Source organism: Streptomyces sp. NPDC001135, from assembly GCF_053598395.1.
On sequence record NZ_JBSFKD010000016.1, the window covers coordinates 91,998 to 117,676 of the forward strand.

The following is a 25,679-nucleotide window of genomic DNA, read 5'->3' on the forward strand; positions in this document are numbered from 1 at the left end:
GGCCCATCCGACAGGAGGCCCTCCCCATGTCACCGATCCAGTCCAGAGCCCGGCGTGTGCTGCTCTCGACCGTCTCCTCCGACTCCCACACATGGAACCTCGTGTTCCTCCAACTCCTCCTCGAAGAACACGGGTACGAAGTGACCAACCTGGGTCCATGCGTCCCCGACGCCGAGATCATCGAGCAGATACGCACGCAGCGACCCGACGCCGTGGTCATCTCCTCGGTCAACGGGCACGGCGCCATCGACGGTCTGCGGCTGATCAGGAAGGTGCGCGAGCACGGCGACAGCGCGGTCTCCCGCGTCCCCGTGATGATCGGCGGAAAGCTCGGCATCCAGGGTGCCGCCCAGCCGCAGCTGGCCGAGGAACTGTCGGCCGCGGGATTCGACGCGGTCTTCACCGACGGCGCGGACCCCGCCGAATTCGACGCCGCACTGCGCCAGTTGACGGCCCACCGCGCCGAGTCCCCGGGAGTCGCCGCATGACCGGCACATCCCCGCGCACCGGCGACATGCAGACCTACGTGGAACAGGCGGCGCGCCAGGGCCAGTTGGTCGTACAGCCCCGCATGGGCATGTCGGCCCCGCAGGACATGGCCGACGGGCTGGCGGCCGTCGCCGCCGCCCGCGCCCGGACCCTGGGCACCCTCACCATCGACTCCTACACCCGTGTGGAGGACATGGCGGGCGCCGAGGCGGCCCTCGCCGCAGGGCGTGCGCTGAACGGCTTCCCCCTCGTCAACCACGGGCCGCACACCACCGCACGCGTCGCCGCCGCCGCGGGCACCATCCCCGTCCAGGTGCGGCACGGCTCGGCACGGCCCGCCCACATCTTCGAGTCCATGGTGGCCGCGGGGCTGTCCGCGTCCGAAGGCGGCCCGGTCTCCTACTGCCTGCCCTACTCCCGGCTGCCGCTGACCGAGGCGGTGTCCGCGTGGACCGACGCGACCCAGCAGCTCGCCGAGCAGGCGGCCGACCACGGAATGCGCGCCCACCTGGAGACCTTCGGCGGCTGCATGCTCGGCCAGATGTCCCCGCCGTCGCTGCTCGTGGCGATCAGCGTGCTGGAAGCGATGTTCTTCGCCCAGCACGGGGTGTCCTCGGTGTCCCTGTCCTACGCACAGCAGACCAACCCCGTCCAGGACATCGAGGCGCTCGCGGCCCTGCACCATCTCGCCGAGCTCTTCCTGCCCACCGGGGTGGCCCGGCACGTGGTCCTCTACACCTACATGGGCGTCTACCCCGCCACGCAGGCCGGCGCCGAACTGCTCCTGGACATGTCGGCCCAGATCGCGGTGCGCGGTGGTGCCCAGCGGATCATCGTCAAGACCGTCGCCGAGGCCCACCGGATCCCCACCGTCGCCGAGAACGTCGCCGCGCTGGAGCGGGCCGCACAGGCCGCCCGCCGAGCCCTCGACGACAGCTGCGGCCTCCCCTGGGCCCGGCAGGTCGACTACGAGACGGTCTACGCCGAGGCCCTGAAGCTCATCACCGCCGTCCTGGAGCAGGGACCCGACATCGGCTCCGGCCTGCGCACCGCCTTCGCCCGCGGCCTCCTGGACGTGCCCTTCTGCCTGCACCGCGACAACGCGGGCACGGCACGCGGCACCATCGGCGACGACGGCCGCCTGGTGTGGTCCGACACGGGCGCCATGCCCCTGCCCGCCCCGGGCACCACCCGTCTCGCCGTCACCTCGAGCCGGCTGCTCGGCATGCTGCGCTACACCGCCGACACACACGACCGGCTGGCGGCGGCGCTGCCCCGCCCGCGCCCCCAGGTCACCGCCCCCTACCGCGTCGCGGTCGTCGGTTCGGGCCCGCGCGGACTGGCCGTCGTCGAGCGCATCGCCGCCCGTCTGGGCAAGGCCGCGCCCGGCCGGCCCGTCGAGATCGTTCTGGTCGACAAGGACCAGGTCGGCGCGGGACGCATCTGGCGCACGAACCAGAGCAGCGCCTTCCTGATGAACACCGCCTGCGGCGAAGTGACCATGTTCTCCGGTCCCGCGGACGACGGTCCCGCCCGCGCGGGTGCCGGTCCCTCCCTGGCCCAGTGGTGGGCCGCCACCGACACCGTGTGGCCCGGCCCCAACGCCTACGCCCCCCGTGCCCTGTACGGCGGATACCTGCGGTTCTTCCTCGACGCGGTCGAGAACTCCCTGCCCGCGGGCGTGACCCTGCGCCGCCGCACCGGCCACGTCGTCGCCCTGCGGCGCTCCGACGGCGCCGGCTGGCAGCTGGCGTTCTCCGACGGTGAGCTGCTCGCCGCCGACCGGGTGGTGCTGACCACCGGCCATCCCCGCAGCGGACTCTCCGCGGACCAGGACCGCCTCGCCCGATTCGCCGACGACCACCCGACGGTGCGGTACATCCGCGGCGACAGCGCCGCCGACATGCCGCTGGACGACATCGCGCCGGGTACCCGGGTCGCCGTCCTCGGCATGGGCCTGACGTTCTACGACATCGTCGCCGCCCTGACCACGGGACGCGGCGGGCACTTCACCGAGACGAAGGACGGGTCGCTGCGGTACGTGCCCAGCGGGCAGGAGCCCGTCATCGTCGCCGGTTCCCGCTCCGGCGCACCGCTCCCGGCGCGTGGCCGCAACCAGAAGGGCCCGCTGTGGCGTTACACGCCACGCCTGTTCACCCCGGACCGCATCACCGCCCTGCGCGCATCGGGCGCCCCGCTCACCTTCCGTACACAGGTCTGGCCCTGGCTGCACGCGGAGATGCAACTCGTCTACTACGCCACCGCCATGCGCGCGTCCCGCGGGGACCGGGCCGAACAGCGGTTCCTGGCCCGTGCGGCCGCCTGTGTGGAGGCCACCGACGCCAAGGACGCCGAGCGGATCGTCCGCGCCGAGGCACGCCGGCTCGGCATCGAGGACCTGGAGCCCCTCGACATCAACGCCCTGGCACGGCCGTTCGGGCCGCAGGACTTCGCCGACCCGGCCGAGTTCACCGCCGCTCTGACGCGGTGGATCCAGGACGACATCGCACAGGCAGCGCAGGGCAACCACCACGGTCCGCGCAAGGCGGCCCTGGACGTCCTGCGCGACGTACGGGGAACCATCCGCCGCGCGGTCGACTTCGGCGGCCTGACCGCCGCGTCGCACCGCGACGACTTCCTCGGCTGGTTCGCACCGCTCAGCTCCTTCCTGGCCGCCGGCCCGCCGGCCCAGCGCCTGCGGCAGACACTGGCCCTGCTCCAGGCGGGTGTCCTGCACGTGGCGGGTCCCGCGACCGAGTTCGGCACGGACGAGGCCGGCAAGCGCTTCACGGTCCGCTCCGCACAGGTCGGCGGGTCGCTCCAGCACTGCGACGTCCTCGTCGACGCCCGCATCCCCGCGCCGGACGTCACCCGCGATCCCGCACCGCTCACCCGGCACCTGCTCGACACCGGGCTCATCACCCCCTGGAGCAACAACCACGGCACGGACGGCTTCGCCACCGGCGGTGTCACCACGACCGATGCGCCGTACCGGCCGATGACCACCGCCGGGACCGCGGCGGACGGCCTCTACGTCCTCGGCATCCCCTCCGAGGGGCAGCGCTGGTTCATGCAGGTCGGATCCGCACGGCCCGGCCCGTGGACCGACTTCACCAAGGACGCCGACGCCGTCGCCGGGGACGCGCTGGCAGCGCTGCGGCTCACGGCCGCCCCTCGCGGACTGGAAGGAGCCCGCGCATGACGTCGCAGCACCCGGACGCCGCAGACCACTTCGTCCTCCGCCACACCCTGGCCCACACCGTCTTCCGCCGCAGCCGCGACCTGCTCCAGGAACTGCGCGCCGACCACGAAGCCGCCCGCCGGGCCTTCACCTGGCCGCGCCTGACCCACTTCAACTGGGCCCTGGAGTGGTTCGACGTCATCGCCCACGACAACCCGCGCACCGCCCTGGAACTCCACGGCCCCGACGGCCAGGTCCAGCAGATCTCCTACCAGGACCTCGCGGCCCGCTCCGACCGCCTCGCCACCTGGCTCACCCGGCTGGGCGTCCGGCGCGGCGACCGGGTGCTCATCGTCCTGGGCGCGCAGGCGGAGCTGTGGGAAACCCTCCTGGCCTGTCTGAAGACCGGCGCCGTGGCCATCCCCACCTACACCTCCCTGACCCGGAAGGAGGCCGCCGACCGGCTCCGGCGCGGCCGGGTCCGCCATGTGGTCTGCCGCAGCGACCTCGCCCCGCTCTTCGACCCGTCGGACGCGTCGGACCACGACGGGCCCGTGACCCGCATCGCGGCCGGTGCTCCCGTCGCCGGCTGGCACCCGTACGCCGACTCCCGCGACGCCCCGGCGCGGTACCTGCCGACCGGCCCCACCCCGGCCTCGGACACGGCCTTCGCCTACTTCACCTCCGGTACCACCTCGGCACCCAAACTCGTCACCCACACCCACGTGTCGTACCCCGTCGGCCATCTGTCGTCCCTGTACTTCAACGGGCTGCTTCCCGGCGACCGGCATGTGAACATCTCCGAGCCCGGCTGGGCCAAGCACTCCTGGTCCAGCTTCTTCGTCCCCTTCACCGCCGAGGCGACCCTCGTGGTGCCGCCCGCCGACACCGTCGACTCCGGGCAGCTGCCGCGGTTCCTGCAGGAGCGGGACATCACCAGCCTGTGCGCCCCGCCCGCGCAGTGGGCCCGCCTGGCCCGGCACGCCGACCGGGCCCGGCCGCGGCTGCGGGAGGCCACCACCGCCGGAGAGCCGCTGCCCGCGCAGGTGGCCGAGGCCGTCCAGACCGCGTGGGGCGTCACCATCCGCGAGGGGTACGGCCAGACCGAGACGACCGCGCTGATCGGCACCACCCCGGGCCTGCCCGGCAAGCCCGGCTGGGCCGGCAAGCCGCTGCCGGGCTGGGAGCTCACCGTCCGGGACGACCAGCTGTACGTGTCACGGGCGAACCAGCCCGTGGGACTGATGCCCGGTTACGACGACGACGCCGAGCGCACCGGCCGCGTCCTCACCGAGGACCTGTACGCGACGGGGGACTGCGGGGAATTCGGGCGCGACGGATACGTACGCCTCCTCGGGCGCCGCGACGACGTCTTCAAGTCGGCGGGCCACCGGGTCTCCCCGTACGAACTCGAAGCGGTCCTGCGCACGCACCCCGCGGTGCACGAAGCCGCGGTCGTGCCCGTGCCCCACCCGGCCCTCACCCAGGCCGCCCACGCCGTGGTCGAACTCGAACCCGGCCGGCGGGCCACGGCGGCCGAACTCCTCGCCCACGTCGACCTTCACGTCACCCGCGCGCTGCGCGTGCACAGCGTCTCCTTCACCCGCAGCCTGCCGCGCACGGTGTCCGGCAAGGTCCGCCGCGCCGAAGTCGCCGCGCGACTGCACAGCGGCACCACCGACAGCGCCCAGCACACCACTTCCCGGATCTGAGAGGACTCTCCGCCATGACCGCAGCCAACTCCCCCCAGCAGCGACGCGACGTCCGTGTCATCCCCGGCCTCCTCGGCGGTGCGCAGCACGACGACCTGACCTGGCAGCCCTATGTCCAGCCCGGACGCGAGGCCGTCGACGTCCACTGGCTCTACACCGCCGAGGAGACCGGCCCGGACGGCGCGGAGGCCTACCTCGCGCGCTTCGGACCGCAATCGCACGGAGACCTCCACCGGCATCTCGGCTACGAACTGATCGTGGTCGTGGACGGTGAACTCCACAACGACAACGGCGACATCTACCCCGCCGGGCACCTCGTCCTCGAAAAACCCGGCAGCGTCCACCGCGTGAGCAGCCCGCACGGCTGCACCCTGCTCGTCATCCGGGAGAAGCGCACCGAACCCCTGCTGCCCGGCGAGACCCCGGACACCGGCCTGGTCCTGGACGGCGCACCGGCCTCCGCTGCCTGACCTCCCCCCCGCCCCGCTCACAGAAGGATCCCCAACACCATGTCCACAAAGGTCACGACAGCCGTCGCCGACAACGCCGCGGAACCCCTCCCCGTCGGCAGGTCGGGGAAGGTCCACTCACCCCACTACAAGTGGGGGGTCCTCGGCATCGGCATCTTCGCGCAGGCCGCGTTCAGCGCGGCCTTCCAGGGCATCCCCATGGCCAGCGCGGTCCTCCAGGACGACTACCACTACTCGACCGGACAGCTCGGTCTGGTCCTCGCCGCCCTGACCTGCGGGGCAGCGCTCACCGAAGTCATCTGGGGCCTGCTCACCGACCGCTTCGGCGAGCGGAGGGTGCTGATCTCGGGCCTGTCCGGCACGACGTTGTGCCTCGCCGTGGCCGCGGCCCTCCTCGTCCCGACCGGGCACTCCAGCCCGCCCTCCTGGCTGCTGTCCGCCGTGCTCCTCCTCGCCGGCGCCCTCGGCGGCTGCGTCAACAGTGCCTCGGGCAGGGCGGTGATGGGCTGGTTCCCGCCCGGTAGCCACGGCTTCGCCATCAGTCTCCGGGTGGCGGCCGTGCCCCTCGGCGGAGCCATCGGTGCGGCGGTCCTTCCCGCCCTCGCCATGGGTATCGGATTCCGGGCGGTCTTCACCTTCCTGACGGCCTTCTCCCTGGCCGCCACCCTCGCCATCGTCTGCTGGATGGACGAGCCGCCGCTGCCCGCCGGCGGTCTGAAGGCGACCAACACCGTCAGCCCGCTGCGCCGCTGGAGCATCTGGCGGGTGTCCTTCAGCGCCTTCCTGCTCGACTTCCCGCAGTTCACGATCCTGTCGTTCGCCGCGATCTACCTGCACACCGTCCACGGGCTGGGTCTCACGGCGATCTCCGGTCTGCTGTTCGCCGTCCAGGCCATGGGCGCCGTGTCCCGGGTGTGGAGCGGGCGGTGGACCGACAGCCGGGGCGGCCGGCACCGCCGTACCCTGGTCATCGTCTACAGCTGGATCATCGCGGCCTGCTTCGCCGGGCTCGCGCTGTGCCAGTCGGGGCCGTCCTGGGTGGCGGCCGCGCTGATGGTCCTCGCGGGACTGCTCTCCTGCGGCTGGCACGGTGTCCACTACGCCGAGATCGCGATCATGGCGGGCAAGGAGCGGTCCGGCACCGCACTCGGGCTGGAGAACACGATGGTCTTCGCGGGTGCGTTCATCACCCCGATCATCATCCCCGGCCTGCTGTCGGCGACGTCCTGGCCGGTGATCATGCTGCTCGTCGGCGCCGTGCCCGCCGTCCTGTCCGCCGTGGTGATGCCGCGCGAAGGCAAGTAGGGCACCGGCCGGACACCGGCCCGCCGTGCACCCGCGCCCAGTCGGAACAGGGCCTCCTGGCCGCCCGGGGAAACCCCTCCGGGCACCAGGGGGCCCTGTGGTCACGGGTGCGTGGTCCGCGGCACCACGTGTGTGGGGTCCGTCAGCCGGGCGGAGCCCAGGGCCGGCCCTCCATCAGGTTGCCCAGACCCGCCCAGGCGAAGTTCATCAGGGTGGCCGCGGCCTGCCGGGCGGTGGCACCGGGCGTGGCGTTGGCCCAGGTGGCCAGTGACTCCGCGGCGCCGACCAGGGCCTCGGCGAGTCCGGCGACCTCACGCTCGGGAAGGTCGGGATCCCGGTGGGCCTCCCGTGCGGCGACCGCGACCAGCCGGGTCACGAACGTGACGATCTCCTCGCGCATCGCGGCGACCTCCCCCGCGAAGGGCTCCCCGTGCGTACGGGCCTGGAGGTGCAGCACCGACCAGGCGTCGGGGTGCTCCGCGGTGTGCGCGAAGAACGCCTTGAGCCCGTCCCACAGCCGGCGGTCGGCGGGCAGGTCCGTGCGGACCCCGGCGCGGACGGCCTGCGTCAGGGCGCCGGCCTCACGCCGGATGCAGGCGGTGAAGAGGTCTTCCTTGGAGTTCAGATACAGATAGACCAACGGCTTGGAGACACCGGCGAGTTCGGCGATCTCGTCCATCGAGGCGGCCATGTACCCGCGCCGGCCGAAGATCCGCACGGCGGCGTCGAGCATCTGCTGCTCCCGCACCGCACGCGGCATCCGTCTGGTCTTCGCCCCACCCATGGGGAAAAGACTAATTGCGGCCCGGGGTGCCGGGAGCCGTGCCGTCGGTCAGGAGGGCTGGCCCTGCGCCCGGGCGGTGTCGTCGGCGAGGTCCTCCTGGCTGCGGTTGGCGTCCAGGTTGGCCTTCATCCGGTCGACCCTGTCGACGATCTGCTCCGAGGCCCGCTCCCGCACCCCGCGCAGCACCACCCAGCTGATCGGCGCCGACAGCACCAGCGAGAGCAGCAGCACCCACAGGAAGTTGGAGTCGCCGAAACCGCGCGGGAAGATGCCGGAGTAGACGGCTCCCCAGACGACCACGAGGCAGCCGGCGAAGATGCCGAGGCGCATCAGCGTGTAGCGGAGCATCTCAATCCACTCGTCCGATTCCAAAAGGGGTCATCGTCCAGTGAAGCACGACCGGGAAGGGATCTTGCAGGGGGGTCAGACGAGGGACAGCAGCATGAACACGTCGTCGCGGTCGTCGCCGGGTGCCACCCGGACGGCACCCGGCACCCGGCCGACCTCCTTGTAGCCGCAGGAGCCGTAGAACCGCTCCAGGCCGAGGCCGCCCCGGCAGGTCAGTCGTATCGCGTCGATGCCGTCGAAGGTGCGGGCCGCGTCCGCGGCGGTCGCCAGCAGCTCGCGGCCGTACCCCTTGCCCTGGTGCCCCGGGTGGACCATCACCGTGTACAGCCACACCCAGTGCTTCTGGAGCGGGTGCGTGTTGAAGGAGAAGAAGGCGGTCGCGGCCGGCGCGCCCGTCTCGTCGCACCCGACGAGCAGCCGGTGACGGCCCTCGGCCATGGCCACGAAGTGGCGCACCAGCTCCGGCCGGACGTCCTCCCGGCTCACCGGCGGTACGAACCCCACGGCGCCGCCCGCGTTGGACACGTCCGTCCACAGGTCGAGGATGCCGTCGCGCAGGGCGGGGGTGATGGCGGGATCCAGAGTATAGGTAAGCGGCATTGGGCCACTTTATCCATTACCCGAGAGACGGCCGTCACCCCGGGTCGGCTACGCCCCGAGGGCGCGTGCGGCCACCTTCAGGTCGGCCACGAGCCCCTGGTAGGCGGCCTTCCTGTCCGCGTCGTCCTGCGCCCGCAGCACCGACGACGGATGCACGGTCGGCACCAGCCGCTCGGGCCGGCCGTGGATCACCCGCTCCAGTACGGTCCCGCGCACCTCGCCCACCCGGAACGACGACCCCAGCAGCGCCTTCCCGGCCGTCGCGCCCAGCACCACGATCAGTTCGGGCTCGACCAGCGCCAGCTCCGCCGCGAGCCACGGCCCGCACGCCGTCATCTCGCGCAGGCTCGGAGCCTTGTGGATCCGGCGCTTGCGGGGCTCCGCCCGGGTGAACTTGAAGTGCTTGACCGCGTTGGTCACGTAGGCGTCGCCCGGGTCGATGCCCGCTTCGGCGAGGGCACGGTCGAGCAGCTTCCCGGCGGGGCCCACGAACGGTTTGCCCTGGCGGTCCTCCTGGTCGCCGGGCTGCTCGCCGACGAGCATCACGCGCGCGTGCGCGTTGCCCGTGCCGAACACCGTCTGCGTGGCGTCCCGGTGCAGGGGGCAGCCACGGCAGTCGGCCGCCGCCCGGCGCAGGGCGGTGAGGCTCGCGCCGTCCGGGACGAAGGGCTCCGCCGTGTAGGCGTCCTCGGGGGCCTTCGTTGCAACCATGCCGGGCGGGTACCCCTGGGGCCCCGCCTTTTCACGGGCGAAGCCGCCCGGGGTCAGACCCGCATCGGCTGGGGGGACTCCCTGCGCTCCGGGTCGGGGCCGTCGTACTCGCGGATGATCTCGTAGCGGGTGTTCCGCTCCACGGGGCGGAAGCCGGCGTCGCGGATCAGCTCCAGCAGGTCCTCACGGGTCAGCTTGTTCGGCGTACCGAAGTTGTCCGCGTCGTGGGTGATCTTGTACTCGACGACCGAGCCGTCCATGTCGTCCGCGCCGTGCTGCAGGGCCAGCTGCGCGGTCTGCACGCCGTGCATGACCCAGAAGACCTTCACGTGCGGGACGTTGTCGAAGAGCAGCCGGGAGACGGCGAAGGTCTTGAGGGCCTCCGCGCCGGTCGCCATCTGGGTGCGGGCCTGCAGGCGGTTCCTGACCTTCCCGTCCTGCATGTCCACGAAGTCGTGCTGGTAGCGCAGCGGGATGAAGACCTGGAAGCCGTTCGTCTCGTCCTGCAGTTCGCGCAGACGGAGAACGTGGTCGACCCGGTGCCTCGGCTCCTCGATGTGGCCGTACAGCATGGTGCACGGGGTCTTCAGGCCCTTCTCGTGCGCCAGGCGGTGGATACGGGACCAGTCCTCCCAGTGGGTGCGGTGGTCCACGATGTGCTGCCGGACCTCCCAGTCGAAGATCTCCGCGCCACCGCCGGTCAGCGACTCCAGCCCCGCGTCGATCAGCTCGTCCAGGATCTCCGAGGCGGACAGACCGCTGATCGTCTCGAAGTGGTGGATCTCCGTCGCCGTGAAGGCCTTCAGGGAGACGTTCGGCAGGGCCTGCTTCAGCTCCCTGAGCGAACGCGGGTAGTAGCGCCAGGGCAGGTTCGGGTGCAGGCCGTTGACGATGTGCAGCTCGGTGAGGTTCTCCGACTCCATCGCCTTGGCGAGCTTGACGGCCTCCTCGATGCGCATCGTGTACGCGTCCTTCTCGCCCGGCTTGCGCTGGAACGAGCAGTAGGCGCAGGAGGCCGTGCACACGTTGGTCATGTTCAGGTGCCGGTTGACGTTGAAGTGCACCACGTCGCCGTTCTTGCGGGTGCGCACCTCGTGGGCGAGGCCGCCGAGCCACGCCAGGTCGTCCGACTCGTACAGCGCGATGCCGTCCTCGCGGGTCAGCCGCTCACCGGAGCGGACCTTCTCCTCCAGCTCGCGCTTGAGCCCGACGTCCATGCCAACACCTTTCTACGACAGCCCGACCAACGGTATCCCTAGACCTCTTCGGGCAGCTCCCCGACCCGGTTCTCCCACTTCGTGGACAGCACGATGGTGGTACGGGTCCGGGAGACGCCCTTGGTGCCGCTCAGCCGGCGGATGGTCCTCTCCAGACCGTCGACGTCCGACGAGCGCACCTTGAGCATGTAGGAGTCGTCGCCGGCGATGAACCAGCAGTCCTCGATCTCCGGCAGGTCCCGCAGCCGCTGCGCGACGTCCTCGTGATCGGCGGCGTCGGAGAGCGAGATGCCGATCAGGGCGGTCACGCCGAGACCGAGCGAGGCCGCGTTCACCGTGGCGCGGTAGCCGGTGATGACACCGGCCGCCTCCAGCCGGTTGATGCGGTCGGTGACACTGGGGCCCGACAGGCCGACGAGGCGCCCCAGCTCCGCGTACGAGGCCCGGCCGTTCTCCCTCAGGGCCTGGATGAGCTGCCTGTCCACCGCGTCCATGCGATCGAAGCCTTCCGCTGAAGAGTCTGAAGAGTTCCTGAAGTGATGCGACGTACTGCGATGTGCCTGCGATGTGCGCTACCGGTCCGTGCCGCTGCCCAGCTCGCCCTTCCAGCGCCGGTACAGGCCGTGCCGCACGCCGGCCGCGTCCAGCACCCGTCCGGCGACGAAGTCCACCAGGTCCTGGATGTGGGTGGCGCCCGCGTAGAAGGCGGGCGAGGCCGGTACGACGGTGGCACCGGCGTCGTCCAGGGCGACCAGGTGGCGCAGGGTCTGCCCGTTCAGCGGCGTCTCCCGCACCGAGACCACCAGCGGCCGGCGCTCCTTCAGGGTGACGCTCGCCACGCGCTGCAGCAGATCCTTGGACAGACCGAGCGCCACACCGGCCACGCAGGCGGTGGACGCGGGCACGATGAGCATCCCCTTCGCCGGGTACGACCCCGAGGACGGACCGGCGGCGAGGTCGCCCGCGCTCCAGTACCGCACCCCGCTGATGTCCACGTCGAAGGTCCCGGGCTTGCCGTCGGCACCCCGGGCCAGCCATTCACGCAGGTCGTCCTGCCAGTGGGCGTCCCGGAACGAGATCCCCGTCTCGTCCAGCAGCGTCAGCCGCGAGGCCCGGCTGACCACCAGGTCGACCGCCTCGCCCGCCTCCAGCAGCGCCCGCAGTACGGCCGCCGCATACGGCGTCCCGGAAGCACCGGACACCCCCACGATCCAAGGCACGCGCTGCGTTTCTCCTGCGTTCACACCTTGAGCGTACCGGTGGGTCGGCCAGGGTTCAGGCCGGGTGGCCCGGGATTCGTCAGACCGTCAGACCGCGCACCAGCAGATCCAGCAGGGCGCACACGAACAGGGCAATGCCGATGAACCCGTTGACCGAGAAGAACGCCCGGTTGAGACGGGACAGGTCGTGGGGGCGGACGATGCGGTGTTCGTAGACGAAGGCACCCGCGACGATCGCCAGGCCCAGCCAGAAGGGGGCCCCGGCGTGGGTGGCCAGGGCGTACCAGACGAACAGGGCCGTCGTCACCGTGTGGCAGGCCCGCGCGCCCCAGATCGCCGCCGGGACGCCGAAGCGGGCCGGGACCGACATGACACCGATCTCGCGGTCGGTGTCGACGTCCTGGCAGGCGTAGATCAGGTCGAAGCCGCCGATCCAGACACCGACGGCCAGGCCGAGGATCACCGCGTCCCAGTCCCAGGAACCGGAGATCGCGAGCCAGCCGCCGATCGGGCCCATGGACTGGGCGAGCCCGAGGATGGCCTGCGGGAAGTTCGTGAACCGTTTGCCGTAGGGGTAGACCACCATCGGGACGACGGCGACCGGGGCGAGGGCCAGGCACAGCGGGTTGAGCAGGGCCGCCGCGCCGAGGAAGACCACCAGGGCGATCAGGGCGCCCGTCCAGGCGTGCCGGACCGACATCGCACCGGTCACCAGTTCCCGGTGGGCCGTGCGCGGGTTACGGGCGTCGATCTCGCGGTCGATGATGCGGTTGACCGCCATCGCGAAGGTGCGCAGGCCCACCATGCAGACGGTGACCAGCAGCAGCCGGCCCCAGTGGATGTTCCCGTCCCCCTCGTACATCGCCGTGAGGGAGGCGATGTAGGCGAAGGGCAGCGCGAAGACCGAGTGCTCGATCATCACCAGGCGCAGGAAGGCTTTGGTGCGTCCCGGCTGCGGGATCGCTGCGGAGGCGCTGCTCACAGGCCGTACTCCTTCCAGCGGCGGTCGACCAGGGCCGCCGTGTCGGGGTCGGAGAGGACCATGTCCGGCCAGCCCCCGTCCCGCGTGTAGCCCTCCTCCGGCCACTTCTTCGTGGCGTCGATCCCCGCCTTGCCGCCCCAGAACTGCTGGTAGGAGGCGTGGTCGAGGTGGTCGACGGGGCCTTCGACGACCGTGAGGTCACGGGCGTAGTCGGTGTTGCCGAGGGCCCGCCAGGCGACCTCGTGCAGATCGTGCACGTCGCAGTCGGAGTCCACGACCACGATCAGTTTGGTCAGGGACATCATGTGCGCCCCCCAGATCGCGTGCATCACCTTCTGCGCGTGCTTCGGGTACTTCTTGTCGATCGAGACGATCGCGCAGTTGTGGAAGCCGCCGGCCTCGGGCAGGTGGTAGTCCACGATGTCCGGGACGATGATCTTGAGCAGGGGCAGGAAGAAGCGCTCCGTGGCACGGCCGAGCGGGCCGTCCTCCGTCGGGGGCCTGCCCACCACGATCGACTGGAGCAGCGGACGCTTCCGCATGGTCACGCAGTCGATCTTCAGCGCGGGGAACGGCTCCTGCGGCGTGTAGAAGCCGGTGTGGTCGCCGAAGGGGCCCTCGGGCAGCATCTCCCCCGGCTCCAGCCAGCCCTCCAGCACGACCTCGGCGTTCGCGGGCACCTGGAGCGGGACCGTCTTGCAGTCGACCATCTCGATCCGCCTGCCCGCGATGAACCCGGCGAACAGGTACTCGTCGATGTCGCCGGGGAGGGGGGCGGTGGAGGCGTACGTCACGGCGGGCGGACACCCGAAGGCGATGGCCACCGGCAGGCGCTCGCCGCGCCGCGCCGCGACCTGGTAGTGGTTGCGGCTGTCCTTGTGGATCTGCCAGTGCATGCCGATGGTGCGCCGGTCGTGGCGCTGCAGGCGGTACAGGCCCAGGTTGCGGATGCCGCTCTCGGGGTCCTTGGTGTGGGTCAGGCCCAGGTTGAAGAAGGAACCGCCGTCCTGCGGCCAGGTGAACAGGGCCGGGAGCCGGTCGAGGTCGACCTCGTCGCCGTGCAGGACGACCTCCTGGACCGGAGCCTCCTTCACCTTCTTCGGCGGCACGTGCGTCATCGCGCCGAGCTTGCCGAAGGCCTCGCGCACACCGACGAAGCCGTGCGGCAGCTCGGGCCGCAGCAGGCCGCCGATCCTCTCGGAGATCTCGCCGTACGACTTCAGGCCCAGCGCCTTCAGCAGGCGGCGGTCGGTGCCGAAGACGTTCATGGCCAGCGGCATCGCCGAGCCCTTCACGTTCTCGAAGAGCAGGGCCGGGCCGCCGGACTTCTGCACCCGGTCGACGATCTCCCCGACTTCCAGATACGGGTCGACCTCGGCCTTGATGCGCTTGAGGTCGCCCTCGCGCTCCAGCGCCCGCAGCAGGGAGCGAAGATCGTCGTAAGCCATGCGCCCAAGTATCGCCGACCTACCGCCGCGTCCCTGCGCCCACCCCTGCCCCGGCCGGGGTCCGGCGTGGCTGGGATACTCGTCGATCATGAGACGTCGTCGCGTGTCACGACTCCTGGTTCCGCTGGTCGCGCTGGTCGCGCTCGCCTCGTGCACGCCCCAGCAGGACACGGGCGGCTCGGCCGCGCCCGCGGTGATCCGCGTCCCGGCCGCCGACCGCCGGGCCGCACCCGACCTCAGCGGCACCACGCTCGACGGCGGCCGCATCCGGCTGTCCGACTACCGGGGCAAGGTCGTCGTCCTCAACGTCTGGGCCGCCTACTGCGGCCCGTGCCGTGCAGAGGCGCCCGAACTCTCGCAGGCCCAGCGGCACTTGGCGGTCAAGGGCGTCCAGGTGCTGGGCGTGGACACCGACGCCGACCGCTCCCAGGGCCGGGCCTTCGCGAGCGACCACCGCCTGGCCTACCCGAGCCTGTACGACCCCGGCAGCCGGCAGCTCGTCCACCGGCTGCCCGGGAAGTACCTGGCGCGGACGCTGCCGTACACGCTGTTCGTCGACCGGGAGGGAAGGATCGCCGCGCAGGGCCTGGTCGCGCTCACCGAGGCGGACGTGCGCTCGGTCACGCGTCCGCTGCTCGCCGAGAAGGCGGACGGGGCGCGCTGAGTCCCCCGTTCAGTGGCGGGCCAGGCAGTGGTCGCTCTGGCGTACCGGTGCGACCAGCCGGCTCAGCTCCATGAGCACGGTGTCGGTCTGCCGTACCGAGGCCGAGAGCGTCACCTCGACGGCGGGCCGGCGGCCGTAGGTGACGAGCACGTCGTGCCCGTCGCGCGCGGCGGCCTCCCGCAGCACCCAGTCCACGCCGTTCACCGCGACGCACGGGTCCTTCGCCGGGGCGGGCGGGACGAGGCCGCAGCGCAGGCGGACCTTCCCGTGCCCCCAGGCCGCGAGCCCCTCGTAGCCGAACGGGTCGAGCCGGTCGCCGTCCAGGCGGTCCGGGTAGTGCGCGGCGATCCGGGCGCACGCCGGGTCCTTCGCCAGCGGTCCCTGCCGCATGCCGAACACCGGAGAGGCCAGCTCCCGCGCGACCAGCACGCCCCCGAGGACCAGTCCCCCGACGGCCAGCCAGGCCGCCGCCCGTCTCCTGCGCGCGCCGGTCCTCATCGCGGCCACCTCTCCCCCGGTGCACGGGCCCCCCGGTGCACGGGCAGCGATCATGCGGGGGTCCATCATGGCCAACCGCTACTCTGGCCCGGTCACCGGGGCCGTCTCACATCGTCGGGGGATCGCACGCCAATGCTCAGGTATCTGCCGTTCCTGCTGGTCCTGGCCCTGTGGATCTACGCCTTCGTGGACTGCCTGAACACCCCCGAGGAAGAGGTGCGGCATCTGCCGAAGGTGGTGTGGGTGATCGTCATCCTGCTCTTCGGCGAGGTGCTGGTCGGTCCGGTCGCCTGGCTGATCACCGGCCGGGTGCGGCAGGCCGCGGCCGGCGGCTCCGCACCCGCCTGGGTCGCGCCCGACGACAACCCCGAGTTCCTCAAGTCCCTCGGCAAGGACGACCGGGACGCGTGATGGAACTCCGGCTGCTCGTCACCTTCGAGAAGGTCGCCACCGTACTGAGCTTCACCCGGGCCGCGGCCGAGCTGGCGTACGCCCAGTCCAGTGTGACCGGTCAGATCCGCACCCTGGAGGCCTCCCTCGGTGTGGAGCTGTTCGACCGGCTCGGCAGCCGGATCCGGCTCACCGAGGCCGGTGAGCGGCTGCTGCCGTACGCCCGGCAGATCATCGAACTGACCGAGGAGGCCCGGGCGGTGGTCGTCGAGCCGGAGGAGCCGTCCGGCACCCTGACCGTCGGCACGATGGAGTCCCTGACCTCCTACCGGCTGCCGCCGCTGCTGGAGTACTTCCACCACCGCCACCCCAAGGTGCGCCTCGCGCTGCGCACCACCATCGGCGACGAGACCCGGCAGGCGCTGCGTCAGGGCACGTACGACGTCGGGTTCCTGATGGAGGAGGAGACCGAGCACCCGGGGCTGGAGACCGCCGTGCTGGCGGTGGAACCGCTGGCCCTGGTGGCGGCACCCGGGCACGCCCTGGCCGGGGCGGCGGTCACGACGGCGGAGCTGACCGGGCAGCCCCTGCTGGCCACCGAGCCGGGCTGTGCCTACCGTGACCTGTTCGAGCGGGAGCTGACGGCGCTGAAGCCGGTGGAGTTCATGGAGTTCGGCACGATCGAGGCCACCAAGCGCGCGGCGGCGGCCGGCCTCGGGGTCGCGCTGCTGCCCGAGGTGACGGTCGCCGCCGAACTCGCGGAGGGCTCTGTCGTACGACTGGACTGGGAGCCGCCGTTCACGCTTCGGACGCAGCTGGCGTGGCGGGCCGGGAAGCGGCTTCCGGCGCATGCGCGGCTGTTCGTGGAGCGGGCGCGGAGGCTGCTCGCCGAGCAGGACGGGCGAGGGTGACCCGGAGGCTGGCCGTCACGATCAGCGGGACGCCCAGTGCCTGGACGAGCCCGATGTGGTGGCCGTACACCGCCCAGTCCGTCAGCATCGCCACGGCCGGGTAGACGAAGGCGAGCACGGCGATCTTCGAGGTCGGCAGCTTGGCGTACGCGGCGTACATGAGGACGTACATCACGCCGGTGTGGATCAGACCGAGCCCGGCCAGCCAGCCCCAGCCCCAGCCGGTGCCGCTCATGGCGCCGAAGTCCGCGAAGGGGAGCAGCAGCGGGATGCCGACCAGGACCTGGACGAGGGCAATCAGATGCGGGCGCACCCCGGTGATCCGCTTGGTGACCAGGGTGGACAGGCCGTAGAGCAGGGCGGCGAGGAGGGCCTGGCCGATGCCGGTCAGGTACGACCCGCCGCTCGCGAAGTCGCCGGGTGTGACGCCCGAGACCAGGACCAGCCCGGCGAAGGCCACGGCGATCCAGCCGGCCTTGGCGGCGGTGAGCCGTTCGCGGAACAGCAGGGCGCCGAGGAGGACCACGTAGAACGGCTGGGTGTGGTACACGACCGTGGCGACGGAGATGGACGTGTTCCGGTACGACTGGAAGAGCAGCACCCAGTTGAAGACGATGAACACCCCGCCGAGCACGGCGAGTCCGAGGGTGCGCGGGGTGAAGCCGTGGTCGCGCAGCCAGCCGCGGGCGGTGACGTAGCCGCCGAGGGCGAGGGCGCCGAACAGGACGCGGAAGAAGACGACGTCGAAGGGCGGGGCTCCCGACTCGACGACGAAGACGCCGAGGGTGCCGGAGAGCATCATGGCGGTGGTCAGCTGGGCGGTGCCCTTGAGTTCCGAGGTCATGGCACCGACGCTAGGACCGGGCCCCGACCGGGTGCCACGCGCCGGTGCGGGGCGCTGCCGATGGGGCCATCGGCGCCGCCGATACGGGCAGGTGAGCCGCTCGGCCCGGTCAGTCGCCCCGGAGGGCCAGGTCCAGCAGGCCCGGGAAGCGGGCGTCGAACTCCGGCCGGCGCAGCCGGTTGACCCGCTTGGGTCCCTCGTCGCGCTGTTCCACGAGCCCGGCGCCGCGCAGCACCGCGAAGTGGTGGCTGAGGGCCGCCTTACCGACCGGCACGTCGAAGCTGCCGCAGCTGCGGCTCCAGTCGGCGGAGCCGGCCAGCTCCCTCACCAGGGTGAGGCGCACGGGGTCGGCGAGGGCGGCGAGCGCCGTGAGGACGGGCACGTCGTCCGGGTGGGTGTGCTCCGGGGCGGCCCGGTGACTGCCGGCTACCACGCCACGCTCCCCTCTTCGTCTTCCGCTTCCGCTTGCCGAGTGTTCGACGAAAACCATACACTCGCGAGTGTTCGCTTTTGATTGAACAGTCGAACCGGGGGTGCGGCATGCGCGCGGTGGAGTTCCAGGAGTACGGCGGTCCCGAGGTGCTGCGGCTGGTGACGGCCCGGGCGCCGGAACCAGGCCCGGGGCAGGTGAGCATCGACGTGGCGTACACCGGCGTGAACTTCGCCGACCTGAAGGCCCGTTCGGACGGCTACCGGGTACCCGCACTCCCCTACGTCCCCGGCCTGGAGGTCTCCGGCCGCGTCCGTGCGCTCGGCTCCGGGGTCACGGGCCTGACCGTCGGCCAGGAGGTGGTGGCACACACCGAGGGCGGCGGATACGCGGAGGTCGCGGTGGCCGGGGCGACGACCGTCTTCCCGGTCCCGGCCGGCCTGGACCTGCGCACCGCCGCGACCCTGCCGACGGTCCTGACCACGGCGTACGCCCTCGTCCACACCGTCGGCCGGCTCCAGCCCGGCGAGTCGGTCCTCGTCCAGGGCGCGGCGGGCGGGGTCGGCACGGCGGTCGGGCAGCTCGCGCGGGCCGCGGGCGCCGGGGCGGTGTACGGCGTGGTGTCCTCGGCCGCGAAGGCCGCCCACGCCAAGGACCACGGGTACGACGAGGTGTTCGTCGGCGCCTTCCAGGAGCAGGTGCGCGAGGCGACCGGCGGGCGCGGCGCCGACCTCGTACTGGACCCCGTCGGCGGCGACACCCTGCGCGCCGGACTGGCCTCGCTGGCCCCCTTCGGGCGCCTGGTCTCCTTCGGCAACGCGAGCGGCGCCGAGCCGTGGAGCGTGGGCCAGCCCGAGCTGTACCCGCTCGGCGTCACGGTGTCCGGCTTCTCCGTCCTGACCCTGGCCAGGACGGCACCTGACGCGCTGCGTCGGCTGACGGAGCAGGCGCTGGCGAAGGCGGTCGACGGGACGGTGACCCTGCCGGTGACGGCCGAGTTCACCCTCGCGGAGGCGGCGCAGGCGCACCGGCTGATGGGAGGACGGTCGAGCACGGGGAAGCTGCTGCTCCGCGTGACCGGCTGAGCAGCCGTCAACTCGCCGTCCCCCAGCATCACTTCGCAGCCGCCGACGACTTGCCATCGCCCACCGGGGATGTGGTTAATGGTCGTCACTGAGTTGCGAGGGATCGCCTGACCTCTGGGGGACAGAAACAGATGCAGACCGGCCAGCCACCCGAACGCCCGGCCCAGGATCCACCGACCGCGCAGGCCTCCCCTCCGGCGCCCGCGGCCCCGCCCGCCGCGCACACCACGGCGCCGCTCACGCCGGACGTCCCCGCGCCGCCCGCGCGGCCGGCGCCGGACCGGGTCGATCTCCGGGTCAGCAAGCGGATCCTCTGGATCGGCGCGGCGGTGTACCCGCTGGCGAACATCGCCCGCGTCTACACCTTCGTCCTGCGCCCCAAGCGCAAGGAGGCGGTGCTGCGGTTCCTGCGGTACACCGCGGGGACGCTGGTCGTCGGGTTCATCGCGATGCTGCCCGGCCTGCCCTCCCTCGCGACCGATGGAGGCGGGGGGCACAGCTCCGGCGCCGCGGGCTATGTCACCTTCGTCTGGATCGTGGCCCTCTTCGCCGAGATCTACTTCCTCATCGAGATGATCTCGGTCCTGGGCGCCGCACCGCACCACGTGCTCGCGGTGGAGACCTCGGGCGCCTCCACGGCGCTGGTCACCAGCCGGGACCAGCGCTATCTGGACCAGGTCGTCGGCCAGATCTCCTACGCCATCGACCATCCGGACGCGGAGTTCAAGGTGACGGTGGAGAGCCTCACCGTCTCGCCGAAGAACTACTACTTCGGCGACAACGTCAACATGTACGGCGGCAGCGGAAACGTGGGGATCGGCGCATGAGCGGCACGAACTACTACTACGGCGACAACGTGAACATGTACGGCGGCCAGGGCAACCAGGGCATCGTCAAGAACCAGGGCGGCGCGGGGGCCGGGCAGCAGGACCCGGCCCTGGCCGCCGCCCTCGCCGAACTGAACGGTCTCGTGGCGGAGTTGCGGGCCCAGGTGTCATCGCCCGACGCCCAGCTCCTGGACGAGTCCCTGCCCGCCCTCAGCCCCGACGCCGCCGTGCCGGCGCTGGAGCGGCACCGGGCGCTGCGGTCGATCGCCGGGATCGCCGCCGCCGTCGGGGCGGTCGGGCAGCCGGTGGCCGAGGCCGTACGGGCGGTCATCGGGATGATCAACGGGTAGCCCTGCGGCGGCACTGTCACGTCCGGGCCCAGCTCTGCGAGGACGCCCCCGACTGACAGCTCGCCTCGGCCACGCCGCCTCCGAAGGCGAGGTCGAGGCAGCCGCCGTCGTAGACCGTGCGCAGGGAGTCGCCGGTGCCGGTCGTCCAGCGGAGGGTGCCGGAGCCGTCCACCCCGTCCTGCCGATCCGCAGTCGAGCTCCCCTCGAGCGGCTCGACCCCGTTGTGTTCCCCGTTCACCTCTTCCCCCTGTTTCAGCGTGCGTACGAGCCGAGGCCCACCAGGCAGTACACGTACTCGTTGACGGTCGCCCCGTTGATCGTGTAGCGCGAGGAAAAGGCGTACTGGGTTCGGGGGTTGTCGTTGCAGCGGCTCATGTCCGAGGTCAGCGGTATGGTCTCGATCACCTTGTAGTGCGCGTCGGACGCGGAGCAGGAGACCTCCTCCACACCGCTGACGGACTGCGCGGTGGTGGAGTCCGGCAGGGTGCCGTTGAGGCAGGTGCCCGAGGTGTAGGGGCTCGGGTCCGGGCTCGGGGTGCCGTAGGGGTCACCGGTGCCGTACGGGTCACTGGAGTAGGTGCTGCCGGTGTCCGGAGCGCTGCTGTACGGGTCACTGCTGTACGGGTCGCCGGTGTACGGCTCGTCGGTCGCCGTGGCGGTCGGGTACGACGGCGAGTACGACGACGAGCCGGCCGTGTCGTCGGACGCGTCGTCGCTGCCGCCGCCGTGGTTCGTGAGCACCAGGAGCAGCACGACGACGGCGACGACCCCGAGCACCCCCAGACAGGCGAGGCCCTGCTTCTTCTCGGAGCCCGCCGCGGCGGGGGACGCCGTGACGCGGATCCGCAGGCGCACCTCGCCGTCGGCGGTACGCAGCCGTACGACGTCGCCGTCGCGCACCGGGGGTATGCGGACGGGCGGAACACCCGTGCCCGGCGGCAGTCTGAGGACGGTCCCGGAGGCGGCCTGCTGCGGGGTGAGGGAGACGGGGATCTCGGGGGTTCCTTGATTCTCGGGTGACGACACCAGCCGCTCCTGGATGTGAGGATGAGGCAACCAGTGTGGGCCCACGGCCCACAGAACTAAAATTTCTTTCTAGAAAAGCACTTCAATATGAGCCCCAAGCAGCAACGTGGCGAGGCCACGGTCGAACAGCTCCTGAACGCCGCACTGCGGGTCTACTCCGCCTCGGGCGAGCAGGGGCTGACGGTCGCGGCGATCACCCGTGAGAGCGGGGTGAGCCTCGGCAGCCTGTACCACCACTTCGGCAGCGTCGACGGGCTGATGGACGCCCTGCTGACGCGGTGGCTCGGCCGGCTGCTCGGCGAGCTGGTCGCGGCGCTGGAACACACCCGTACCCCCCATACCGGTATTCGTGCCCTCGTCCGCGCCTACCTGAACTTCGTGCAGGAGCACCGGGAGGCGGCGCTGCTGCTGCACTCCTCGTACGCCGACCGGCGGGGCATGGCCGACGGCAAGCGGCTCCGGGACGCCCAGGAGGCCCGGCTGTCACCGCTCGGACAGTGGGCGGACCGGTACGTGGCCCGCGGCGACCTCGCTCCGCTCCCGGTCCCGCTGCTGGAGTCCCTGATCCTCGGCCCGGTCGTCGGCGTCGCCCGCCGCTGGCTGTCCGGTGTCGAGGACGTGGACCTGGACCAGGCGGCGGTGCTCCTCCCGGAGCGGATCTGGCGGTCGGTGTCTGCCGGGGGGTGAGCGACGGGAAGAAGTGAGGGCATGGATGAACGACAGGCCCGGGCCTGGCTCGCCACCGCCCTCGACGAGGCCCGTGCCGGGCTGGCCGAGGGCGGGGTCCCGATCGGCGCCGCGCTCTACGCCCCCGACGGCACCCTCCTCGGCCGCGGCCGCAACCGCCGGGTCCAGGACGGTGACCCCTCGGCCCACGCGGAGACGGCCGCGTTCCGCGCGGCGGGGCGGCAGCGCACGTACCGCGGCACGACCATGGTCACCACGCTCTCCCCGTGCTGGTACTGCAGCGGCCTGGTCCGCCAGTTCGGCATCTCCCGGGTGGTGATCGGGGAGGCCGCCACCTTCCACGGCGGCCACGACTGGCTCGCCGCGCACGGCGTGGAGATCGTCCTGCTCGACGACCCCGCGTGCACCGCACTGATGACGGACTTCGTCAAGGACAACCCGGAGCTGTGGAATGAGGACATCGGTGAGTAGTGCACGTGTTCCCACCATCGACCTGGGGCCCTGGCTGGACGGCGACGAGCAGGCCCGCGGCACCCTCGCCCGCACCGTCGACCGGGCCCTGCGGACCGCCGGGTTCCTGCTGGTCACCGGGCACGGGGTGGAACCGGGACTGCGGGCCGGGATCCGGGCGGCCGCGCGGGAGTTCTTCCTGCTGCCCGTCGAGGTCAAGCAGGCGTACGAGGCGAAGGTCGGCGGCCGGGGATGGCTCGGGCCCGGCGCCGAGGCCAACGGGTACGCGGAGGGCACCGAGACCCCGCCCGACCTGAAGGAGTCGCTGACCTTCGCGACCGACGAACCGTTCGAGGATCCCGTCGTCAACGCGGAGTGGTACGCGCCCAACGTGTGGCCGGCCGAGGTTCCCGCGCTGCGGGTGCTGTGCCGGCGCTACCTGGCGGAGATGGCCGCTCTGGAGAAGGAGCTGCTGTCGCTGCTGGGCCACGCGCTGGGGCTGGAGCGCGACTTCTTCTCCCGGCACATGGACCATCCGACGTACGGCTTCAACATCAACTGGTATCCGGGCACGGAGGTGACCGGCGAGCCGCTGCCGGGACAGTTCCGGATCGGGCCGCACACCGACTTCGGGACCGTGACCATCCTCGACCGGCAGGCCGGGAAGGGCGGACTGCAGATCCACACCGACGCGGGGGGCTGGGAGGACGCGCCGTACGACCCGGACGCCTTCACCGTCAACGTCGGGGACCTGCTGGCCCGCTGGACGGGTGACCGGTGGCGGTCCGGACGGCACCGGGTGCTTCCGCCGCCGCTCGACGCGCCCGCCGAGGAGCTGATCTCGCTCGTGTACTTCGGCGAGTGCACCCCGGGCACCCGGGTGGAGTCCGTGCCGGCGCCGGTGGGCCGGGTGGCGTACCCGCCCGTCGACTCGCACGTCTACCTGCGCGAGAAGCTCGACTCGATCACCGTCGGCTGACCCCACCCCCGCCCCTCGCGTCACCGTGGGTTATTCACTCCCGCGTTCGGTCTGCCACCCGATCCGTTGAAATGAACCGGGCGGGCATGTCCCGGCCGCGTCCCACGGCATTGCCATCCAGGGGGCCCGTCTTCAGGGCCCCCCTTTTTATGCCGATAGGAGACGCGTGCGAATCACTGACATCCAGCGCTGCGAGGTCCGACCGGGACGGCTCGTCGAGTGGACGCTGAGCCCGGCGACCGTGGCGGCGGCGACGGCACTGCCGGAGGACTCCCGGCCGCCCGCCTACATCCAGGAGTCGCACATCAGGACGGCCAGGTGCGTCCGGGAGGACGGGCTGTTCGTGCCGACCTGGCTCGGCACCGCCTTCGACCTGCCGGGCCCGGTCGACCTCGACGCGCTCCAGGAGGCGCTGCGCGCCTGGACGGTGCGGCACGAGACGCTGCGCAGCGGCTTCCGCTGGGCGGGCCCCTCCGGGGACGAACTGCGCCGCTTCACGCTGGACGCCACGGACGTGTCCCTGCACCGGGAGGAGGCGGGCGACTTCGGCGACGCCGACGAACTGGTCCGGCACCTCCAGGACCGCTTCGACACCGTCGCGGACGCGCTGCGCTGGCCGAACCTGATCTACACCGCGGTCGTACGGGACGACGGCGCCAGCGTGTACATGGCGTTCGACCACAGCAACGTCGACGCCTACTCCCTGACCCGGATCGCCGCCGAGATCCACGAGCTGTACACGGCGACCCTGGCCGGCACCGAGCCCGGCTCCCTGCCGCCCGCGGCCAGTTACGTCGACTTCTGCGAGATCGAGCGGGCCGACGCGGACGGCATCGACGGCCGGCACACGGTCGTCGACCGCTGGCGCGAGTTCATCCGGCGCTGCGACGGCACGCTGCCGGGCTTCCCGGTCGACCTCGGGCTGGAACCGGGCGGCCCGCTGCCGAAGCAGCGCATGCTGTGCGAGCCGCTGACGGACGCGGACGAGGCGGCGGCGTTCGAGGCGTACTGCAGGCCGTACGGCGGCAGCATGGTCGGCCTGCTGGCCGCGACCGGGCTGATCGTGCACGAGCTGGGCGGGCAGTCGGTGTACCGGACCGTGGTGCCGTTCCACACCCGGGTGAAGTCGCGGTGGAACGACTCGGTGGGCTGGTACGTGGGCGGCGCCCCCATCGAGGTCCCGGTCGGCCGCACGGCGGGCTTCCCGGAGACCCTGCGGGCGGTGCGTGCGCAGTTGCAGGCCAACCGGTCCCTGGCCCGGATGCCGCTGGCCCGGGTGCTGCGCCTGCTCGGCGCGGACTTCCGGCCGACCTCACCCGACCTGTACTCGATCGTGTCCTACGTCGACACACGGGCCGTTCCCGGCGCCGACCACTGGGCGGAGCAGCGGGCGCACGCCCTGCTGCGGGTGTCGTACGGCGATCAGGTGTGCGTGTGGGTGAACCGGCTGCACGAGGGGCTGTGGCTGGCGAGCCGGTACCCGGACACGGACGTGGCGGCGAAGAACCTGCGGCTGTACGTCGAGCGGCTGCGCGACCACATCGCCTCGGTGGCCCACGGAAGCCTGTCCGCGGTGTCCTAGGTGAACTGCCCGGGAAGGGGCTCCGCGGGCTCCGAGGGCTGTGCGGGCCGTGAGAGCTCCTGACCCGGAACGGCCCGCGGACCCTCCCCGGGACCGATCAGGCGTTCGAACCGGGCCCGCCAGCCCTGCTCCGACTCCCCCTCGCCCTGGGACTCGTGCGTGAACCGCAGCACGCAGCCGCCACCCTCGTCCCGCTCCAGATGGAACCGGATCCGCCCGCCCGCGACGGTGTACTCCGCGACCCGGTCCACGTCCCAGGCCGTGACCCGGCCGGAGCCCAGGTCCCGCAGGGTGACCGCACCACCGAGTCTGGGTTCCAGAACGTCGACGGCGGTGCACCACGCCCCGAGTCCCTCGGGGGTGGCCACCGCCGGCCAGACGTCCTCCATGCGCCCCGGGAGCCGCACCAGGAGGTGGAGTATGTGCGTGTTCCCGTGGGTCTGGCTGATGCCCTGTGCGATGGAACCGCTCATGACACCAGTGTGGGCG

General features: G+C 71.9%; 30 protein-coding genes. 15 read left to right on the top strand and 15 right to left on the bottom strand.

The window, feature by feature from the left end:
* Nucleotides 1-26 precede the first annotated feature (26 nt).
* Genes ACWC94_RS20740 through ACWC94_RS20760 form a run of 5 tightly spaced genes read left to right on the top strand, consistent with a single transcriptional unit; the run spans nucleotide 27 to nucleotide 7,157 of the window.
* On the top strand, nucleotides 27-488 hold the full coding sequence (locus tag ACWC94_RS20740; protein ID WP_450798252.1) for a cobalamin B12-binding domain-containing protein: 462 nt from the start codon (nucleotides 27-29) through the stop codon (nucleotides 486-488).
* Nucleotides 485-3,691: an FAD/NAD(P)-binding protein gene (locus tag ACWC94_RS20745; protein WP_450798253.1), complete on the top strand. Its 3,207-nt coding sequence runs from the start codon at nucleotides 485-487 to the stop codon at nucleotides 3,689-3,691. The genes ACWC94_RS20740 and ACWC94_RS20745 overlap by 4 nt, the downstream gene beginning before the upstream one ends.
* Nucleotides 3,688-5,382 carry an acyl-CoA synthetase gene (locus ACWC94_RS20750; protein ID WP_450798254.1) on the top strand — a complete coding sequence of 565 codons (1,695 nt, stop codon included), beginning with the start codon at nucleotides 3,688-3,690 and terminating at the stop codon, nucleotides 5,380-5,382. The genes ACWC94_RS20745 and ACWC94_RS20750 overlap by 4 nt, the downstream gene beginning before the upstream one ends.
* A gap of 14 nt (nucleotides 5,383-5,396) precedes the next feature.
* Entirely contained in the window at nucleotides 5,397-5,852 is a 456-nt protein-coding gene (locus ACWC94_RS20755) for a cupin domain-containing protein (RefSeq protein WP_450798255.1), read from the top strand.
* 39 nt (nucleotides 5,853-5,891) lie between these two features.
* A complete protein-coding gene (locus tag ACWC94_RS20760) occupies nucleotides 5,892-7,157 on the top strand; it encodes an MFS transporter (RefSeq protein WP_450798256.1) in 1,266 nt (421 codons plus the stop codon).
* 142 nt (nucleotides 7,158-7,299) lie between these two features.
* Here ACWC94_RS20760 and ACWC94_RS20765 read toward each other — a convergent pair whose 3' ends face one another.
* The 9 genes from ACWC94_RS20765 to ACWC94_RS20805 all read right to left on the bottom strand — a co-directional run bounded on the left by ACWC94_RS20765 (nucleotide 7,300) and on the right by ACWC94_RS20805 (nucleotide 14,467).
* A complete protein-coding gene (locus ACWC94_RS20765) occupies nucleotides 7,300-7,941 on the bottom strand; it encodes a TetR/AcrR family transcriptional regulator (protein ID WP_450798257.1) in 642 nt (213 codons plus the stop codon).
* 48 nt (nucleotides 7,942-7,989) lie between these two features.
* A complete protein-coding gene (locus tag ACWC94_RS20770; protein ID WP_450798258.1) occupies nucleotides 7,990-8,289 on the bottom strand; it encodes a DUF4229 domain-containing protein in 300 nt (99 codons plus the stop codon).
* Nucleotides 8,290-8,364: 75 nt separating this feature from the next.
* Nucleotides 8,365-8,889: an N-acetyltransferase family protein gene (locus ACWC94_RS20775; protein ID WP_450798259.1), complete on the bottom strand. Its 525-nt coding sequence runs from the start codon at nucleotides 8,887-8,889 to the stop codon at nucleotides 8,365-8,367.
* 48 nt (nucleotides 8,890-8,937) lie between these two features.
* Nucleotides 8,938-9,600 (bottom strand): UdgX family uracil-DNA binding protein, encoded by a 663-nt coding sequence (locus tag ACWC94_RS20780; protein WP_450798260.1) that lies wholly within the window; start codon nucleotides 9,598-9,600, stop codon nucleotides 8,938-8,940.
* 53 nt (nucleotides 9,601-9,653) lie between these two features.
* Nucleotides 9,654-10,817: an aminofutalosine synthase MqnE gene (gene mqnE, locus ACWC94_RS20785; protein ID WP_450798261.1), complete on the bottom strand. Its 1,164-nt coding sequence runs from the start codon at nucleotides 10,815-10,817 to the stop codon at nucleotides 9,654-9,656.
* A 38-nt stretch (nucleotides 10,818-10,855) separates the two neighbouring features.
* A complete protein-coding gene (locus ACWC94_RS20790; RefSeq protein WP_031166822.1) occupies nucleotides 10,856-11,311 on the bottom strand; it encodes an Lrp/AsnC family transcriptional regulator in 456 nt (151 codons plus the stop codon).
* Between the two features lie 78 nt (nucleotides 11,312-11,389).
* Nucleotides 11,390-12,037, bottom strand: coding sequence for a UbiX family flavin prenyltransferase (locus ACWC94_RS20795; RefSeq protein WP_450798262.1), 648 nt, complete (start codon nucleotides 12,035-12,037; stop codon nucleotides 11,390-11,392).
* 79 nt (nucleotides 12,038-12,116) lie between these two features.
* Entirely contained in the window at nucleotides 12,117-13,019 is a 903-nt protein-coding gene (gene mqnP, locus ACWC94_RS20800) for a menaquinone biosynthesis prenyltransferase MqnP (RefSeq protein ID WP_450798263.1), read from the bottom strand.
* Nucleotides 13,016-14,467, bottom strand: coding sequence for a menaquinone biosynthesis decarboxylase (locus ACWC94_RS20805; protein WP_450798264.1), 1,452 nt, complete (start codon nucleotides 14,465-14,467; stop codon nucleotides 13,016-13,018). Before ACWC94_RS20805 ends, mqnP begins: the two co-directional genes overlap by 4 nt.
* An 88-nt stretch (nucleotides 14,468-14,555) precedes the next feature.
* On the opposite strand from ACWC94_RS20805, the gene ACWC94_RS20810 reads away from it, so the two are divergent.
* On the top strand, nucleotides 14,556-15,131 hold the full coding sequence (locus ACWC94_RS20810; protein ID WP_450798265.1) for a TlpA family protein disulfide reductase: 576 nt from the start codon (nucleotides 14,556-14,558) through the stop codon (nucleotides 15,129-15,131).
* A 9-nt stretch (nucleotides 15,132-15,140) separates the two neighbouring features.
* Here the strand turns inward: ACWC94_RS20810 and ACWC94_RS20815 are convergent, their stop codons facing one another.
* Nucleotides 15,141-15,629 (bottom strand): DUF3515 family protein, encoded by a 489-nt coding sequence (locus ACWC94_RS20815; RefSeq protein WP_450798266.1) that lies wholly within the window; start codon nucleotides 15,627-15,629, stop codon nucleotides 15,141-15,143.
* Nucleotides 15,630-15,761: 132 nt separating this feature from the next.
* On the opposite strand from ACWC94_RS20815, the gene ACWC94_RS20820 reads away from it, so the two are divergent.
* Entirely contained in the window at nucleotides 15,762-16,040 is a 279-nt protein-coding gene (locus ACWC94_RS20820; RefSeq protein WP_450798267.1) for a PLD nuclease N-terminal domain-containing protein, read from the top strand.
* Nucleotides 16,040-16,930: a LysR family transcriptional regulator gene (locus ACWC94_RS20825; protein ID WP_450798345.1), complete on the top strand. Its 891-nt coding sequence runs from the start codon at nucleotides 16,040-16,042 to the stop codon at nucleotides 16,928-16,930. The genes ACWC94_RS20820 and ACWC94_RS20825 overlap by 1 nt, the downstream gene beginning before the upstream one ends.
* On the opposite strand, the gene ACWC94_RS20830 is transcribed toward ACWC94_RS20825, so the two are convergent.
* Nucleotides 16,818-17,774 (bottom strand): DMT family transporter, encoded by a 957-nt coding sequence (locus tag ACWC94_RS20830; RefSeq protein WP_450798268.1) that lies wholly within the window; start codon nucleotides 17,772-17,774, stop codon nucleotides 16,818-16,820. The two genes, ACWC94_RS20825 and ACWC94_RS20830, sit on opposite strands and share 113 nt — an antisense overlap.
* Before the next feature lie 109 nt (nucleotides 17,775-17,883).
* Nucleotides 17,884-18,207, bottom strand: a complete 324-nt coding sequence (locus ACWC94_RS20835) for an ArsR/SmtB family transcription factor (RefSeq protein ID WP_450798269.1) — start codon at nucleotides 18,205-18,207, stop codon at nucleotides 17,884-17,886.
* A gap of 107 nt (nucleotides 18,208-18,314) precedes the next feature.
* On the opposite strand from ACWC94_RS20835, the gene ACWC94_RS20840 reads away from it, so the two are divergent.
* From ACWC94_RS20840 to ACWC94_RS20850, 3 genes are all read left to right on the top strand, one after another.
* Complete coding sequence (locus ACWC94_RS20840) at nucleotides 18,315-19,289, top strand: quinone oxidoreductase family protein (protein ID WP_450798270.1); 975 nt, start codon at nucleotides 18,315-18,317, stop codon at nucleotides 19,287-19,289.
* A gap of 131 nt (nucleotides 19,290-19,420) precedes the next feature.
* Nucleotides 19,421-20,116 (top strand): DUF6232 family protein, encoded by a 696-nt coding sequence (locus ACWC94_RS20845; RefSeq protein ID WP_450798271.1) that lies wholly within the window; start codon nucleotides 19,421-19,423, stop codon nucleotides 20,114-20,116.
* Nucleotides 20,113-20,466 (top strand): hypothetical protein, encoded by a 354-nt coding sequence (locus tag ACWC94_RS20850; RefSeq protein ID WP_450798272.1) that lies wholly within the window; start codon nucleotides 20,113-20,115, stop codon nucleotides 20,464-20,466. Before ACWC94_RS20845 ends, ACWC94_RS20850 begins: the two co-directional genes overlap by 4 nt.
* 16 nt (nucleotides 20,467-20,482) lie before the next feature.
* Here the strand turns inward: ACWC94_RS20850 and ACWC94_RS20855 are convergent, their stop codons facing one another.
* Both ACWC94_RS20855 and ACWC94_RS20860 read right to left on the bottom strand, forming a co-directional pair.
* Complete coding sequence (locus tag ACWC94_RS20855; protein WP_450798273.1) at nucleotides 20,483-20,704, bottom strand: hypothetical protein; 222 nt, start codon at nucleotides 20,702-20,704, stop codon at nucleotides 20,483-20,485.
* A 14-nt stretch (nucleotides 20,705-20,718) separates the two neighbouring features.
* A complete protein-coding gene (locus tag ACWC94_RS20860; RefSeq protein WP_450798274.1) occupies nucleotides 20,719-21,492 on the bottom strand; it encodes an LppU/SCO3897 family protein in 774 nt (257 codons plus the stop codon).
* Nucleotides 21,493-21,579: 87 nt separating this feature from the next.
* Between ACWC94_RS20860 and ACWC94_RS20865 the strand changes: the two genes are divergently transcribed.
* The 4 genes from ACWC94_RS20865 to ACWC94_RS20880 all read left to right on the top strand — a co-directional run bounded on the left by ACWC94_RS20865 (nucleotide 21,580) and on the right by ACWC94_RS20880 (nucleotide 25,190).
* Entirely contained in the window at nucleotides 21,580-22,179 is a 600-nt protein-coding gene (locus ACWC94_RS20865; protein ID WP_450798275.1) for a TetR/AcrR family transcriptional regulator, read from the top strand.
* A gap of 21 nt (nucleotides 22,180-22,200) precedes the next feature.
* Nucleotides 22,201-22,650, top strand: coding sequence for a nucleoside deaminase (locus tag ACWC94_RS20870; protein WP_450798276.1), 450 nt, complete (start codon nucleotides 22,201-22,203; stop codon nucleotides 22,648-22,650).
* Entirely contained in the window at nucleotides 22,631-23,608 is a 978-nt protein-coding gene (locus ACWC94_RS20875; RefSeq protein ID WP_450798277.1) for an isopenicillin N synthase family dioxygenase, read from the top strand. The genes ACWC94_RS20870 and ACWC94_RS20875 overlap by 20 nt, the downstream gene beginning before the upstream one ends.
* Before the next feature lie 166 nt (nucleotides 23,609-23,774).
* Nucleotides 23,775-25,190, top strand: a complete 1,416-nt coding sequence (locus ACWC94_RS20880; protein ID WP_450798278.1) for a condensation domain-containing protein — start codon at nucleotides 23,775-23,777, stop codon at nucleotides 25,188-25,190.
* Here ACWC94_RS20880 and ACWC94_RS20885 read toward each other — a convergent pair.
* Nucleotides 25,187-25,663 carry an SRPBCC domain-containing protein gene (locus ACWC94_RS20885; RefSeq protein ID WP_450798279.1) on the bottom strand — a complete coding sequence of 159 codons (477 nt, stop codon included), beginning with the start codon at nucleotides 25,661-25,663 and terminating at the stop codon, nucleotides 25,187-25,189. The genes ACWC94_RS20880 and ACWC94_RS20885 overlap by 4 nt on opposite strands.
* Between the last annotated feature and the right edge of the window lie 16 nt (nucleotides 25,664-25,679).

Bases quoted from the DNA above. Each gene is read 5' to 3' on its own strand.
- ACWC94_RS20850 (WP_450798272.1), top strand. From the start codon at position 20,113: ATGAGCGGCACGAACTACTACTACGGCGACAACGTGAACATGTACGGC.
- ACWC94_RS20765 (WP_450798257.1), bottom strand. From the start codon at position 7,941: ATGGGTGGGGCGAAGACCAGACGGATGCCGCGTGCGGTGCGGGAGCAG.
- ACWC94_RS20885 (WP_450798279.1), bottom strand. From the start codon at position 25,663: ATGAGCGGTTCCATCGCACAGGGCATCAGCCAGACCCACGGGAACACG.
- ACWC94_RS20810 (WP_450798265.1), top strand. From the start codon at position 14,556: ATGAGACGTCGTCGCGTGTCACGACTCCTGGTTCCGCTGGTCGCGCTG.
- ACWC94_RS20840 (WP_450798270.1), top strand. From the start codon at position 18,315: ATGCGCGCGGTGGAGTTCCAGGAGTACGGCGGTCCCGAGGTGCTGCGG.
- ACWC94_RS20780 (WP_450798260.1), bottom strand. From the start codon at position 9,600: ATGGTTGCAACGAAGGCCCCCGAGGACGCCTACACGGCGGAGCCCTTC.
- ACWC94_RS20845 (WP_450798271.1), top strand. From the start codon at position 19,421: ATGCAGACCGGCCAGCCACCCGAACGCCCGGCCCAGGATCCACCGACC.
- ACWC94_RS20875 (WP_450798277.1), top strand. From the start codon at position 22,631: ATGAGGACATCGGTGAGTAGTGCACGTGTTCCCACCATCGACCTGGGG.
- ACWC94_RS20790 (WP_031166822.1), bottom strand. From the start codon at position 11,311: ATGGACGCGGTGGACAGGCAGCTCATCCAGGCCCTGAGGGAGAACGGC.
- ACWC94_RS20750 (WP_450798254.1), top strand. From the start codon at position 3,688: ATGACGTCGCAGCACCCGGACGCCGCAGACCACTTCGTCCTCCGCCAC.
- ACWC94_RS20865 (WP_450798275.1), top strand. From the start codon at position 21,580: ATGAGCCCCAAGCAGCAACGTGGCGAGGCCACGGTCGAACAGCTCCTG.
- ACWC94_RS20770 (WP_450798258.1), bottom strand. From the start codon at position 8,289: ATGCTCCGCTACACGCTGATGCGCCTCGGCATCTTCGCCGGCTGCCTC.
- ACWC94_RS20820 (WP_450798267.1), top strand. From the start codon at position 15,762: ATGCTCAGGTATCTGCCGTTCCTGCTGGTCCTGGCCCTGTGGATCTAC.
- ACWC94_RS20805 (WP_450798264.1), bottom strand. From the start codon at position 14,467: ATGGCTTACGACGATCTTCGCTCCCTGCTGCGGGCGCTGGAGCGCGAG.
- ACWC94_RS20815 (WP_450798266.1), bottom strand. From the start codon at position 15,629: ATGAGGACCGGCGCGCGCAGGAGACGGGCGGCGGCCTGGCTGGCCGTC.
- ACWC94_RS20755 (WP_450798255.1), top strand. From the start codon at position 5,397: ATGACCGCAGCCAACTCCCCCCAGCAGCGACGCGACGTCCGTGTCATC.
- ACWC94_RS20870 (WP_450798276.1), top strand. From the start codon at position 22,201: ATGGATGAACGACAGGCCCGGGCCTGGCTCGCCACCGCCCTCGACGAG.
- ACWC94_RS20745 (WP_450798253.1), top strand. From the start codon at position 485: ATGACCGGCACATCCCCGCGCACCGGCGACATGCAGACCTACGTGGAA.
- ACWC94_RS20825 (WP_450798345.1), top strand. From the start codon at position 16,040: ATGGAACTCCGGCTGCTCGTCACCTTCGAGAAGGTCGCCACCGTACTG.
- ACWC94_RS20830 (WP_450798268.1), bottom strand. From the start codon at position 17,774: ATGACCTCGGAACTCAAGGGCACCGCCCAGCTGACCACCGCCATGATG.
- ACWC94_RS20760 (WP_450798256.1), top strand. From the start codon at position 5,892: ATGTCCACAAAGGTCACGACAGCCGTCGCCGACAACGCCGCGGAACCC.
- mqnE (WP_450798261.1), bottom strand. From the start codon at position 10,817: ATGGACGTCGGGCTCAAGCGCGAGCTGGAGGAGAAGGTCCGCTCCGGT.
- ACWC94_RS20740 (WP_450798252.1), top strand. From the start codon at position 27: ATGTCACCGATCCAGTCCAGAGCCCGGCGTGTGCTGCTCTCGACCGTC.
- ACWC94_RS20775 (WP_450798259.1), bottom strand. From the start codon at position 8,889: ATGCCGCTTACCTATACTCTGGATCCCGCCATCACCCCCGCCCTGCGC.